The sequence below is a fragment of the Streptomyces sp. NPDC104106 genome (genome assembly GCF_055584345.1).
Map to the genome: position 1 here is coordinate 34,470 of NZ_JBVJMF010000012.1, position 13,309 is coordinate 47,778.

A 13,309-nucleotide genomic window follows, 5' to 3' on the forward strand; every position below is an offset into this window, starting at 1 on the left:
GGTGCTCCAATGGCACCGGCCGTGCGATCGACGCTACGGGAAGACGATCAAGCGGATTGCAAGAGCACATACAGCGGGAATCGCCGAATTCCTCCGATGAAGCGTTTTTCCGTCCTCGCCTCCCGCTGATTCCACCGGGAAGGCTTTCCTTCCACGCGACCTGACCTTAAATCAGTTCTCGGCTGTCACCTGGAGGAATCGGACACTGACGTTCGCGACCTTAACTCCGCGCTTGCTCCACGCTGTCGATTTCCTGGATGTCGTCATCGCGCCGCGCTTCCGTGGTTGGGCCGTCCGTGGAGGATCACCGGCTCGGGGGAGGTTCCGGCGTTTGCGCCGCACCCCCCGGCCGAGGTCTGTGAGCCTTTCGGCATGCGTGTCTTGCTGATCGAGGACGACGACCGGGTGGCCGGACCCTTGACGGAGGGGCTGAGCCGATTCGGATTCACCGTCGAACATGCCAGAAACGGTGCCGCCGGCCTCGCCGCGCCGGAGGCAGCGATGGTGCTGCTGGACCTGGGACTGCCCGACATGGATGGCCTCGACGTGTGCCGTGCGCTCCGAGCCCGCTCGTCCGTGCCGATCATCATGATCACGGCCAGGGACGACGAGGTCGATCGCGTGCTCGGCCTCGAACTGGGCGCGGACGACTACGTCTCCAAGCCGTTCGGGGTGCGCGAGCTCGTCGCCCGGATCCGAGCCGTCACCCGCCGCGCGCGGCCTCTGCCGGACACCTGCCGCGAGGAGCGGCAGCCCTCGGGTGACCTGGCACGACCGGGGACGTCCCGCCTCCAATGGGTCGGCCCGCTGAGCATTGACCGTCGCACCCGGCAGGTGCACCTGTACCAGACGCCCATCGCCTTGGCGCCCAAGGAGTTCGACCTGCTCGTCTGCCTGGCCGAAGACCCCGGAGCCGTCTGCTCCCGTCAGCAGATCCTCGACACGGCATGGGAACCGAACTTCTTCGGCCCCACCAAGACCCTGGACGTCCACATCGCCGCCCTGCGCCGCAAACTCGGCGACTCCTCCTGGATCGAGAACATCCGCGGAATCGGCTTCCGCCTGGTACCCCCGGCACACGCCGAAACCACGCCCGCCACGCAGTCAGCGGGCGGCGGAGGGGCCCGGTGACACGTCGCCTGCTGCTCAGCCACCTGAGCCTCATGCTGTTCGTCCTGCTCGCGCTCGAAGTGCCGTTCGGCATCTTCTACGCCCGCAGCGAGCTGTCCCGCTTCGCCCATGCGGCGCAGCAAGGGGCGATGACGCTCGCCGAGGTCTGCGAGGACAAGATGGAGCACGGGCTGACGGCCGACTTGCCCGAACTGGCCCGCGCGTACGGGCAGCGCACCGGCAGCCGCGTGCTCGTCGCCGGCCACAGGGGCATCGTCCTCACCGACACCGCCGCCCGCGCCCTGGTCGGCAAAGACCTGTCCGCCGAGCCGGACATCTCCACCGCCCTACGGGGTCAGCCCGCCGTCGGCACCGGCAGTGATCCTTCCACGGGTGGCGAGGTCCTCTTCGTCACCGTGCCGGGTGGCTCGAACGCAACCGTCGTCTGTGTGGTGCGAACGGTCTATGCGCTGGGCCCGCTCAAGGGGAAGATCCACACCACCTGGCTGGCCCTCGGCGCTGTCGGCCTCGGGGTCCTGGCCGCCGTCTCCCTGATCGGCTTCGCACTCGCCCGCTCGGTCACCCGTCCCCTGCAGGCCCTGGAACGCGCCACCGCACAACTTGCCGAAGGCCGGATCACCGATCCACCGGCCACCGATCACGGACCGCCGGAACTACGCCGGCTGGCCGCCTCGTTCACCAGAACCGCGACCCGGCTCCAGCACCTGCTCCAGGCCCAGCAGGCATTCGCCTCCGAAGCGTCCCACCAGCTGAAAACTCCGCTGACCTCCCTCCGCCTGCGCCTGGAGAACTTCGAGCCGCACCTCGCTCCCTGCGCCCAGGACAGCCTCGACCAGGCACTCGGCGAGCTCGAGCGGCTCAGCCGTATGGTGCAGGGGCTGCTGGCGCTCGCCCGGCTGGAGAACTCGGCGATCCGGCCCGAGGCTGTCGACCTGGACGCCGTCGTCGCCGACCGCGCCGCCATCTGGACGGCCTTCGCCGACGAACAGCAGGTCGGCATCGTCGTCTCCGGAGCCACCGCCGCTCGGGTCTGGGCGGTGCCGGGCGCGCTGGAGCAGATCATCGACAACCTGCTCTCGAACGCACTCCGCGTCTCCCCACCGGGAACCGCCATCGCCCTGACGACCGCCTCCGTCCCCAGGGAAGGCAGCCGCACCCCGCCCATGGCCGAACTGCACGTGATGGACCAGGGGCCCGGCATGTCCGAGGCCGAACGGCACCGAGCCTTCGACCGGTTCTGGCGGGCTCCCGATGCCGACCACGACGGCACGGGTCTCGGCCTGCCGATGGTCCGGCAGCTCACCCAAGCCAGCGGCGGCGAGGTCAGCCTTGAGGCAGCCCCGGGTGGTGGGCTCGACGCCGTCGTCCGACTCCGGTGTGCCGCGAGCCGTACTCACCGCGCGCATCCGGATGCCGCTGTGACGGGCATCCTCGCGAGTCAGAGCCAGCGGTCTCACGGCTCACTACAGGCTCGTGGGAGCTTTGGCAGGAGAGGGCCGGGAGCGAGGTAGTGATCAGCCGGACGCCGGTCACAGGGCTACCCGCAGCTACTCCCGCGGCGCGGTGCCCGGCGGTCCGGCGAGGCGGCGCACCACGTTGAGCCCGTCCTCGGTGCCTGGCCAGTGCCGAGTGAGGGTGCCCGCGCCGGCCTGCCGGATGACCGTGCGCAGTCCGAGGGCGACGACGATCGCGTCGTCGGCGTCGATGCCGGCGCGGAGTGCGCCGCCGGCGGCGTCTACCGGTTCTTCTTCGCCCCCGCGTAGCCCGTCACCGACGGCCGACGCCTCCTTCACACCGTCGGCATCACCACCGCCATCGGCTTCCACCCGCTGGGCGGGCTGCGATCAACGGTGACTTCGTGCTGACCACCGACGATAGGCAGGAGGTCATCCGGGCACTGTGCTGGGGCGGCATCGACCCCGTCCACACAGCGGCACGGACGAAATGCGGTTCGCCAGGTGACGAAACGGAGTCCCAGGCCCGCGACGGGTCCTGCGAACAGGCCCTGCGAAGGACACTTCGGCTAACGACCCGCCACCGCTCCGCCCGCGCGATCCGCCACGGCGACACGCCCCGGCGCGCTGGAGGCCCACGGCGCCGACGCCGAAGCCGTCTTCGGCGCCGCATCCGCCGCCCCCGCCGCCCTCGACGCCGTACGCGCCTACGCGGCCACCCTCTCCAACGGCATTGCCGGTGGTGATCGAAACGCGTCGGAAGACTCCCGCGAGCGCGACGGATCCTGAGCCTGCCGGCCGGTCGAAGTGACGAAGGCCGCCCGGCAGCCCATGCCCCCGCCCGGGTCGGTCCTCCCGTTCGTGGCCACGGAGGACAACCCTGCGACCAGTCCACGCCCCTTGCGCCGCGGGGTTCCTCGGCGACCGCTCCAGGCCCGGGAACGCCTTCCATGGCCTGTGCCGGACAAGCACGGGCTCGGCTCCTCCTTGGTCCCGCCGCGCCGCGGCGTTCGAGGGCGATGCCGTGGACGGGTTCGGCATCAGGGCGCCCGTCCTGTCGTCGGGCCTCGCGGACGTCGCCGAGCACGTGCTGCCGATCCCGCGCGACAAGGGGCTGTTCCACGCGGAGTACGGAGGCACGGGACCCTGCGCGAGCACTGCCGGCTCTCGGTCCCCCGCGAACCTCTTCCCCGAGTGATCCGCCTGGGGCTTACCGAGGGGGCGGGGTGCCCGTCGCCGTTGCCGCGGTGTCGGAGAGTGCCGGGCGGAGGGGGAAGTGGCAGGCCGCGATCTGGCCGGTGGCGAAGGGGCGCAAGGAGGGCTCTTCGTGCGCGCACCGCTCACGGGCCAGTGGGCAGCGGGTACGGAAGCGGCATCCCGAGGGCGGGTCTACGGGGCTGGGCAGTTCGCCGCTGATCCCGGTGCCGCGCTTGACCCGTTCCACTTCCGGGTCCGGCACCGGAACGGCCTTCAACAGGCCGGCGGTGTAGGGGTGGGCGGCGCGCAGATGGATGTCGTCGGCGCTTCCGACCTCGACCATACGGCCCAGGTACATCACGCCGATCCGGTCGGCGAGGTGACGGACGACAGCGAGGTCGTGGGAGATGAGGAGGTACGACGGACCGTGTGACGCCTGGAGCCGCTTCATGAGGTTGAGCACCTGGGCCCGTACGGACACGTCCAGCGCTGACACCGGTTCGTCGGCGACGATCAGCTTCGGGGTGAGCGCGAGCGCGCGGGCCAGGCCGATGCGCTGACGCTGACCGCCGGAGAACTCGTGCGGGTACAGCTCCTGGCCCCGCTCGGGCAGACCGACCTCGGCGAGCAGCTCGAGAACCACCCGGCAGCAAGCACCACCGGCGGCAACCGCAACGACGTCACCCAACCGATTCCGCTGATCCATCTGTACGCCGACCGCGGCTATGACCACGAGCTGTACGGGACAAGGCGCGCCGGTCCCGGATCACCCCGCACCCTGTCCGGCGAAGGCACTGGGCACGGCTGTCGGCCTGGGCGTGTACCGCTGGGTCGTGGAAGGAGCGATCGCGCTGCCGCACTGGTTCAGCGGCCTGTGGCTCTCGATACGTCAGAACGCAGCAGTGGGGCCCGCGCAGCCTCACATCCGGGATCTCAGCACGTCGATCTCACAGCCCGGCGCGCAGGGGTCGAAGTCGTGCTCGATCAGCCAGCGAACCGCCAGCAGGCTGCGCAACGACCACCACGCGTGGATCACATCGAGGTCGATTTCGGTGCCATAGCCGGCGACGACGTCGTCGAGGTGCTCCTCGTGTCCCAGCGTGAAGGTGGCGAGGTCGTACAGGGCATCACCCTGGCCCGCCTCGGACCAGTCGATGATGCCGGTGACCTCGTCGCCGTCGACGAAGACGTGCGCGATCTGCAGGTCGCCGTGCGTGAACGCCGGCGTCCAGGGCCGGAGCGCGGCCTCGGCGACCTGGCGGTTGCGGGCGACCAGGCCGGCGGGCAGGAGGCCGTTCGTCACGAGCAACTCGCACTCGTCGTCGAGTTCCGCCGCCAGCGCGACGATGCTCCGGCCGGCCCGGCCGGGCCGGGGCGGCAGCGGCGCGTCGTGCAGCTTTCGGATGGCGGCGCCCGCCGCGGCCCACGCCGCCGGCGACCCGGTGGACGGCCCGCCGAGGCGTCCAAGCGTCGTCCCCGGGAGTGCAGCCAGCGCGAGCACGGGCGGCTTGCACCACAGGACCTCCGGCGTCGGGACCGGCGCCAGGGCCATCGCCTCGACCTCGGCTTCGATGCGCGCCTGATCGGCGTCCACCTTCAAAAACACGTCGCCGACGCGCAGGGTCGCGCGCTCGGAATGGGCGACGACGACCTTGACCTCATCCATGGGCGACCAGTATCCCGGGGATGACCGCCGACGTCGCCGGTTTTGTCGCGTGCGAAGGGCGGGCAGGTCGGGGTCGGCGCCGTCCAAGGCTCCGGCGAGGGTCGCGGCTCACGGCCGGCGAGCCGTCGACGTGCCCGGCCGCGCGGTCAACCGGATGTCGGGCACCTACCGGGGCGAGGGCAAAACGGACGCCCCGGCGCCTGCATCATCGCTGAGACCGCCCGCCACCGCAACGACTTCACTGGCGTCTTCCCCGCGCTGGAGCGGGCTTTCGACCACTCAACGCCCAAAGGTGCGCTGGTGCTGCGGGCCGGGTACCAGTCCCCCCTGCCGCCATCCGGCGCCGCGGCCGGACTCGGGTGACGGTTTGCCCGGCCAACTGCGGCGCCCAGGGCGCCGATACGGTCGCCGCCACCGCCGGTGGCAGCGCCCTGATCGCGGCTCACGCCGGGCGAGGTGCTGCGGCAAAGTCTTGGCTTCCCGCAGAGAACCCTTCGCCCCAAGGGGCCGCGCCCGTGAACGCCGGTCCAACCGGCCCGAGGGTCACCGGATACAGTGCGCGAGACGGCAGCCCGGTCAGGGAGGGGAAGCGTGACCGACACCAGCGACATCCGACCCGCCGAGGGTGAAGCGCAAGCGCCGCGGCAGAGCCGACTGCATCGCCTGATGCGCTACATCCCCCTGATCGCCCCCGTCCTGCTGTGGGCCGTGCCCTGCTGGGTGCTCCTGTACACCGGCCAGCACTGGCCGCTGCCCGTCACGCTGGTCGGCACCGCCCTGTTCGCCCTCGGCCTCATGTGTATGCCGCTCGCGATGGTGCGCGGCCACGGCCGGCGCCAACAGGACCGGGCGGCGATCGTCGGTGACACCCTGCTGGGCACCAGCTGGGTCCTGTTCACCTGGTCCGTTCTGCTCGGCGTCCTCTTGCGGCTGGCCCTGACCGTGGCCGGCGTCGGCGAGAGTCAGGACCGCGCCCGCATCGTCACGTGGGCCGTCCTCGGCATTTCCGCCGCACTGCTCGCCTGGGGGTACGCCGAGGCCCGCCGCGTACCACGCGTGCGCCGACTCGACGTGCAACTCCCGCGACTGGGTGCCGGGTTGGACGGCACCCGCGTCGTCCTCATCACCGACACCCACTACGGCCCACTCGATCGCGCCCGCTGGTCGGCGCGGGTATGCGAGGCGGTGAACGCCCTGGAAGCCGACCTGGTCTGCCACACCGGCGACATCGCGGACGGCACGGCCGATCGCCGCCGCGCCCAGGCGGCTCCACTCGGAACCGTGCGGGCCACCCGGGCCCGGGTCTACGTCACCGGCAACCACGAGTACTACAGCGAGGCCCAGGGCTGGGTCGACCTGATGGACGAGCTGGGCTGGGAGCCGCTGCGCAACCGCCATCTGCTGCTCGAACGCGGAGGGGACACCCTCGTGGTCGCCGGCGTGGACGACGTCACCGCCGAGTCCTCCGGTCTGGAGGGCCATCGCGCCCACCTCGCCGGAGCCTTGGACGGTGCCGACCCCGACCTGCCCGTCCTGCTCCTGGCTCACCAGCCCAAGTTCGTCGACCGCGCAGCAGCAGCCGGCATCGACCTCCAACTCTCCGGCCACACCCACGGCGGCCAGATCTGGCCCTTCCACCACCTGGTCCGCATCGACCAGCCCGCCCTCGCCGGCCTCAGCCACCACGGCACCCGCACCCTCCTCTACACCAGCCGCGGCACCGGCTTCTGGGGTCCGCCGTTCCGCGTCTTCGCCCCCAGCGAGATCACCCTGCTCGTGCTCCGCTCCCCGCACCTGCCCACCTCGACGTAGCAGGAGCTGGCCCCGGGTGACCGCGCCCGTCGCGGCAGCCAGCGCGGCGTTGCCTTTGGCGAGGTCGGCGCCGGTGCTACGCACGGGCTCGGACGCCGCGAGCTTCGTCTCGAGCGGCTCGGCGTTGAGTGGCCCGCAGGAGGCAGGTGCCGCCGTGGTGGCGTACCTCGACGAGCCTCCGCACGTGCGGCGGGACGATCGCCTGCGGGACCGAGTTACGGCTCGCCGCCTTCTTCAGCGGGATCCTTCGATCACCGGGCGATCCGGCGTGGCCGGGCTCCCAGGGTTCCAGTGGCGCGAGATGCGGCCGGGGTCGCAGTCCCGGCGCAGGATCCGTGGTGCCCTCCGGTGGGGAGCACACCGCTGTAGGCGTCCGTTGAGTTCTGCGGCGCGTCGGCATGGGTCTCGACGAACAGCGGCCGTACATCGATGCGGCCGTCAGTGGCGAGGCCCTCGTAGTCCCCGAGGAAGTGGCCCCCGGCGTAAGGGGCCTGCAGCCAGTCGAAGACCTGAGAGACTCGACGCTCGGTGGCACGGCCTTCCGCACCTCGGGGCAGGGTGACCAGCCACGCGGCGGTGGGCAGGGTGGCGGTGTTCCCCGCGGCGAGGTAGCGCACGTCGTAGTAGGTGATCGCCACCGTGCCCCGTGCGTCCACGCTGATGGAGGGTGTGAAGGCGGGCGCGGAGGCGACAGTGTTGACCCGCTTCGGGGCCGACCAGGTCCGGCCGCCGTCCACCGAGTGGACCAGTTCCACGGAGTCGTAGGCACCGGCGCTGAAGTCGGAGCCCTCGTAGGCGACGTACAGCTCGCCGGTGCGTGGGTCGATGGCGACGTTCGGCAGGCCCCCGCCCGCTCGCAGCGACTTGGTCGCATCGGTGGGGGCGTTGGGATCGACCTCCGGCACCGACGTGTCCTTGGCGATGGTGACCGGCTTGCTCCACGTGCGGCCCTCGTCGCTCGACTTCACGACGGCGAAGTGCAGGTCGGTGGGCGTGAAGGTGCCGGTGCTGTAGTCGATGTCGTACGTCTGCCAGTCGAAGACGTCGTAGAGGGTGTCGGTGCGCGGGTCGACGACGATGACGTTGCCGATGGTCTGGGAGTGCGGGACGACGGAGGTGTCCACGAACGGGCGGGCCGTGGACCAGTGCCGGCCGCCGTCACGGGTGATGGAGATGTAGGCGGGCCCGTCGTAGACCTTGGCGGAGTCGTCCTCGTCGATGCGGTCCCAGACCTGGTAGGCGACGCGGGGGTGGACCGGGTCGGCGGTGACGGCGTTCTTGTCGTCGGTGTACTGCGCCTGGGTGTCGTCGATCAGCGGGGTTGTGTGCTGCCAGGTGCGTCCGCCGTCGTACGACGTCGAGGCGGCCACGCCGTTGCGCGCGTCGGTGGCGTCGAACACGAGGCCGCTGGCGTAGACGGTGCCGTCGGGGCCGGTGCTCACCCAGCCGTCGGACGCCCGCTGGTAGTTCAGCCCACCCGGCGCGCAGTGCGAGAACGGCAGCGGGGTCTCGGTGAAGTGCCGCCCGTCGTGGGTGTACGAGGCGGTCAGCCCCCGGGCGCCGCCATTGGACCAGCGATCCTGCTGGAAGATCCCGACCGCCTCGCGCCGATCGCGCGGGGATACGGTGACGTACGGCTCGTCCTCGGCAGACAGGTAGTTGGTGCCCGTCCCGTCGCCGCTGATGTCACAGGCGGCGTAAGGATCACTGGGTGAAACCAGGTGAACGGGCTGACTGTCGCCCGAAGCTGCGGAACTGCCCACCGTGGTGACAAGCAGGAACGCAGCGGCGGCGGCCACGAGAGACGCTCTTGTACATGTGCGCATGGCGATTCCCCCAATTCCGCGATGACGGTTCGTCTTGGGCTGTGCTGGCGCAGGCACGGTCCCGGTGTCGCCGGGACATGAGTCGCCCGGCGAGCCTAGTCCTGCGCTGTGTGGGCGGAGTTGAAGGAAGTAGTCAAGGACACGTCAATAATCATGCCGGTACGGGTCAGTAGTTGGTTTGTCGGTTGTGGCCGAGGACGGGCAGGGCGAGGGCAACGGCGCCGGAGATCAGCTGCGGCACCTGCCCGCCGCAACTCCGGGCGAGCTCGGCCACAGGCGCTCACGGCGTACGGGGCTCCCCGCTCTCGATGGACCCCTCACGTCGTTCGATGACTATGGTCAACACCAAGGCCCCCGCATACCGGTCCGAGTCCGTCTACGGCGTCAGCCCTGCCTTCGCACAGGCGGCCCGCAACTGCGGTGTGCAGATCTGGGCGATGGTGTACACACCGTCCTTGATGAGCGTCTGCTTGATGTTGGCGGTTGTCACGGCGACCGGGGTGAGGAGCACGGACGGGATGTGGCGGGTGGTGGGGCTGTCGATCGTCGTCGTGGCGATGGTCTGCAGCTTCTCGCCGCGGCCCAGGGCGACGGCCATGGCAGCGGCTGCTTCGGCTTCCGCGCGGAAGGGCTTGTACACCGTCATGGTCTGCTCGCCGTTGATGATGCGCTGCACCGCGTCGAGGTCGGCGTCCTGTCCGGTGACCGGTGGAAGACGCCTGACGTGGGCGCTCCTGAGTGCGGAGATGACGCCGGCGGCCATGGCGTCGTTCGCGGCCAGGACGCCGTCGATCCGGTCCGGGCCCAGGGCCGAGATGGCGGCGGACATGTTGGCGTTCGCGTTGTTCGTGCTCCAGCCCGGGGTGTCGTAGGAACGGCCGATCCTGACCTTGCCCCGCAGGACGGACAGTGCACCCCTCTTGTACGACGCCGCGTTGGGGCTGGTCGGGTCGCCGTTCATCATGACGATGGTCCGGTCCTTGGTGGGGGTGTGCATGGCCTTGAGGAGAGCCTGGCCCTGCAGCGTGCCGACCTGAACGCCGTCGAAACTGACATAGCCCGAGATCGGGCCGTCGGCGAGCCTGTCGTAGGCGACGACGGGGACGCCCGCGTCGTGCGCCTCCTGGACGGAGGAGCGCTGCGCCCTGTTGTCGGTGGCCCCGAGGATGAGGACCCTGACCCCCTTGGTGATCATGGCGATCATCTGTTGTCGCTGGTCCGTCGAGTCGTCCTCGGCGTTGGCATAGGTGACGTCGCAGTGCGGGCAGAGCTGTTTCACCCGTTGCTCGATCAGCGGCTTGTCGGAGTTCTCCCAGCGTGGCACCACCCGGCTCGGCAGCAGCAGCCCGACGGTGAAGCTGTCCGTGGGAGCTGCTCCGCCTCCTGTGCAGGCGGCCGAGAACATGGTCAGCAGCCCCATGACCAGCGCGCCGAGGACGTACCACGCACGGGGCGTCACACCTTTCCCACGACACGTCATGATCGGTCCCCGTCCTCGGCGCCCGGTTCCGCGCCCACCGAAGCCGGTTCACGACGCGGTACCGCGATCTCGCTGCACACCTGCTTGCCGCCGGCCACCGGCACCGTGCCGAAGGACTCCGACAGCGCCTCGACCAGGAGCAGACCCCGGCCGCCGGTCGACTCCCAGTCGACGATCACGGGCTTGGCGGGCGCCCGCGGAGAGGAGTCGCTCACGCAGACGCGCACCCGGTCCGCGCGGAGCATCAGGTCGAGACGGACCGGCCCCTGGGTGTGCACCAGGGCGTTGGTCACCAGTTCGGACACCACCAACAGCACCGGGTCGGTGGCTTCTTCGACCTTCCAGCGGCGCAGCGTGCGCGCGGTGAACCGGCGGGCGTGCATGACCGCGTCGGGCAACCGCCACACCACCCAGCCCGACCGGATCGGCCGCGTCCGCATGCCGTCGTAGCGCAACAGGAGCAGCGCCACGTCGTCCTCGCGACGGCCGAAGTCGCCCAGCAGGTCGTCGGCCACCCGCCCGGGATCCGACGGGTCGGCCGCGGCGAGGGTGGCGCGCGTGCGGCGCATGCCCTCGTCCAGGGACAGGTCGGCGGCCTCGATCAGCCCGTCGGTGACCAGGGCGAGCATCGTTCCGGGCGCCAGTGCCACCGCGGTCATCGGGAAGTCCGCCTCCATGGAGATGCCCAGCGGAAGGCCGCCCTCGGCCTCGACCTCCTCGGTGCTGCCGTCGGGATGGCGCAGCAACGGTGCGACGTGCCCGGCCCGGACGAACAGGACGTCGCCCTCGTCCATGTTCAGTTCGGCGTAGCAGCAGGTGGCGAAGAGATCCGTCTCCATCCCGACGAGGAGGCGGTTGGCGTGCGAGACGACCACGTCGGGCGGATGGCCCTCCACCGCGTACGCCCTGACCGCGGTACGCATCTGACCCATGACGGTCGCGGCGGCGGCGCTGTGGCCCTGGACGTCGCCGATGACCAGCGCCACCCGCTCCTCGGAGAGAGCGATCACGTCGTACCAGTCGCCGCCCACCTGCAGTCCCCGCCGGGCGGGCAGATAGCGGGCGACGGCGATCCCGCCGGGAAGCTCGGGCAGACGTCGCGGCAGCAGGCTGCGCTGCAGCATCGTCGCGAGTTCCTGTTCGGCGTCGTAGGCGTGGGCGCGCTTGAAGGCCTGGCCGGCCAGTGAGGCGGTGGCGATCAGCAGCGAACGTTCCTCGGGGACGAACTCGTGCGGCCGGTCCCAGCCGATCAGACACAGGCCGGCGACCCGGCCCCTGGCAGGCAGTGGCAGGACCGCCAGGCCTCCGGGGCCCACGCCGTCGAGTCCCGGTTCGAAGGCGGTGCCGGCCGGCCACAGGTCCATACGCCCGTCTCGCAGGGCCATCTGCAGGGTGGGAAGGGCACTGAGGGGCGCGTCGGGCCACTCCGAACGCCACTGGAGGCGCCATGACCGCGGCCAGGCAGCGGGCTGCGGCGGGTCGAGGAGGGTGACCTGGAGCCGTTCGTGCTGCAGTTCGGCGAGGGCCACCCGGTCGGCGCTCAGGGGCTCCCGCAGGGCGGTGACCACGACGTGGCTGACGTCGCGCACGGTGGTGGCCTTGTCGAGTGCGGCGGTCAACCGCTGGATCCGGGAGACGTCGTCGGCGCCCCGGTGCAGGACGGAGGCCGCCGTCACCAGGCCCAGCACCTGCTCCGGCCGGTCGTCGGCGGCCGCGGCCACGCGGCACCTCAGGCTCAGCCAGCGCATCTCACCAGTGGGGCAGCGGACGCGGAAGTCCAGTTCCCGTCGGCCGAATGTCTGGGTGGACGGTTCCAGCACCGACATCAGCGCGTGCAGGTCTTCCGGCAGTGCGTGCGCGAGCAGGGACTCCGCCTTGCCGTCGAAGTCGTCCGGCCTGATGCCGACCAGTTCGCGCAGCGTCTCGTCCGCGTCGATCACGCCGGTTTCCGGCACCAGGACGAAGGAGCCGACGCGCATGCGGCGCAGTGCGGAGACCAAGGGTGCCGGCGGCGGCCCTCCACCGGCCCCGGCCTCCAGCACGTCGGCGACCGCGTCGGCATAGCGCTCCAGGAAGCGCTGCTGCTCGGCATCAAAGCCGTTCTCACCTGCGCCCACGACGACGAGGCAGCCGAGCCGTCTCCCGTCGGCGCCGAGGGGCAACGCACCGAGCGACGTGCGGGCTCGCAGCGGCACCGGACGCCCTTCGGGACAGGAGGCGAGCACCGCGGGGGTCAGCCACACGGGGTGGGCGGCACGGAAGGCGTGGGCCGCGGGCGAGCCACCGGACAGGGCCAGACGCTCCGGCAGCCCGTACTCGGCAGGAACGCATCCGGCCGTGTCCACCAACCGAAGGTCGTCGGAAGCGGCCTCGGGCACGTAGAGCACTGTCAGCGCCGCTCCGGCGAACGTCAGGGCGCGGACGTTCGTGGGCGCGGGCCCCGGTGGTGAGCCGGTGTCCGAGACGCCGGCCTCGGCTGTCCCCGGCAGCGGTAGTCCGGTCCGGGCACTGCCGTCGTGAGGCATGTCCGCATCTACCTCCCGTCCGCGCCGGGATGCCGACCATCTGCCACTGGGCGCCCCCCTTGACCAGGATCACATAGGGGAAGGAACCAGACACATTGACGCCGCATCGGCTACGTGACACCGAGTTCGCAGTTCGCCATGGCCGGTGTCACACTGGCGACGTGGTCGTTTCGCCACTTTCACCTGGTCCGGGCGGGTGCGGGTCGAGACCGTGCCTC

General features: G+C 70.9%; 10 protein-coding genes and 1 pseudogene. 5 read left to right on the plus strand and 6 right to left on the minus strand.

Going from position 1 to position 13,309, the window contains the following annotated elements; translation table 11 throughout:
* Positions 1–372: 372 nt before the first annotated feature.
* Positions 373–1,131: a response regulator transcription factor gene (locus tag ACZ60X_RS26410; protein WP_469603186.1), complete on the plus strand. Its 759-nt coding sequence runs from the start codon at positions 373–375 to the stop codon at positions 1,129–1,131.
* The gene (locus ACZ60X_RS26415) at positions 1,128–2,642 is read left to right on the plus strand and encodes a sensor histidine kinase (RefSeq protein WP_469603189.1); all 1,515 of its coding nucleotides are present in this window, start codon (positions 1,128–1,130) and stop codon (positions 2,640–2,642) included. The genes ACZ60X_RS26410 and ACZ60X_RS26415 overlap by 4 nt, the downstream gene beginning before the upstream one ends.
* Before the next feature lie 36 nt (positions 2,643–2,678).
* Here ACZ60X_RS26415 and ACZ60X_RS26420 read toward each other — a convergent pair whose 3' ends face one another.
* On the minus strand, positions 2,679–2,924 hold the full coding sequence (locus ACZ60X_RS26420) for a hypothetical protein (protein WP_469603192.1): 246 nt from the start codon (positions 2,922–2,924) through the stop codon (positions 2,679–2,681).
* Positions 2,925–3,609: 685 nt separating this feature from the next.
* Between ACZ60X_RS26420 and ACZ60X_RS26425 the strand changes: the two genes are divergently transcribed.
* Positions 3,610–3,783 carry a hypothetical protein gene (locus tag ACZ60X_RS26425; RefSeq protein ID WP_469603195.1) on the plus strand — a complete coding sequence of 58 codons (174 nt, stop codon included), beginning with the start codon at positions 3,610–3,612 and terminating at the stop codon, positions 3,781–3,783.
* Between the two features lie 12 nt (positions 3,784–3,795).
* On the opposite strand, the gene ACZ60X_RS26430 is transcribed toward ACZ60X_RS26425, so the two are convergent.
* Positions 3,796–4,425: an oligopeptide/dipeptide ABC transporter ATP-binding protein gene (locus ACZ60X_RS26430; RefSeq protein ID WP_469603199.1), complete on the minus strand. Its 630-nt coding sequence runs from the start codon at positions 4,423–4,425 to the stop codon at positions 3,796–3,798.
* A gap of 276 nt (positions 4,426–4,701) precedes the next feature.
* Entirely contained in the window at positions 4,702–5,448 is a 747-nt protein-coding gene (locus ACZ60X_RS26435; protein ID WP_469603201.1) for a phosphotransferase family protein, read from the minus strand.
* A gap of 67 nt (positions 5,449–5,515) precedes the next feature.
* On the opposite strand from ACZ60X_RS26435, the pseudogene ACZ60X_RS26440 reads away from it, so the two are divergent.
* Positions 5,516–5,879, plus strand: a pseudogene (locus ACZ60X_RS26440) (IS110 family transposase); the annotation flags it as partial.
* Positions 5,880–6,039: 160 nt separating this feature from the next.
* Entirely contained in the window at positions 6,040–7,260 is a 1,221-nt protein-coding gene (locus tag ACZ60X_RS26445) for a metallophosphoesterase (RefSeq protein ID WP_469603203.1), read from the plus strand.
* A gap of 251 nt (positions 7,261–7,511) precedes the next feature.
* Here the strand turns inward: ACZ60X_RS26445 and ACZ60X_RS26450 are convergent, their stop codons facing one another.
* The 3 genes from ACZ60X_RS26450 to ACZ60X_RS26460 form a co-directional block, all read right to left on the minus strand.
* Positions 7,512–9,059, minus strand: a complete 1,548-nt coding sequence (locus ACZ60X_RS26450; RefSeq protein WP_469603206.1) for a sialidase family protein — start codon at positions 9,057–9,059, stop codon at positions 7,512–7,514.
* Between the two features lie 403 nt (positions 9,060–9,462).
* Positions 9,463–10,566 carry a sugar ABC transporter substrate-binding protein gene (locus tag ACZ60X_RS26455; protein ID WP_469603210.1) on the minus strand — a complete coding sequence of 368 codons (1,104 nt, stop codon included), beginning with the start codon at positions 10,564–10,566 and terminating at the stop codon, positions 9,463–9,465.
* Positions 10,563–13,091, minus strand: coding sequence for a SpoIIE family protein phosphatase (locus ACZ60X_RS26460; protein WP_469603212.1), 2,529 nt, complete (start codon positions 13,089–13,091; stop codon positions 10,563–10,565). The genes ACZ60X_RS26455 and ACZ60X_RS26460 overlap by 4 nt, the downstream gene beginning before the upstream one ends.
* Positions 13,092–13,309: the final 218 nt, after the last annotated feature.

What these genes read in the sequence shown, in the direction of transcription:
- ACZ60X_RS26455 (WP_469603210.1), bottom strand. Translation starts at nt 10,566, where the DNA reads ATGACGTGTCGTGGGAAAGGTGTGACGCCCCGTGCGTGGTACGTCCTC.
- ACZ60X_RS26460 (WP_469603212.1), bottom strand. Translation starts at nt 13,091, where the DNA reads ATGCCTCACGACGGCAGTGCCCGGACCGGACTACCGCTGCCGGGGACA.
- ACZ60X_RS26410 (WP_469603186.1), top strand. Translation starts at nt 373, where the DNA reads ATGCGTGTCTTGCTGATCGAGGACGACGACCGGGTGGCCGGACCCTTG.
- ACZ60X_RS26435 (WP_469603201.1), bottom strand. Translation starts at nt 5,448, where the DNA reads ATGGATGAGGTCAAGGTCGTCGTCGCCCATTCCGAGCGCGCGACCCTG.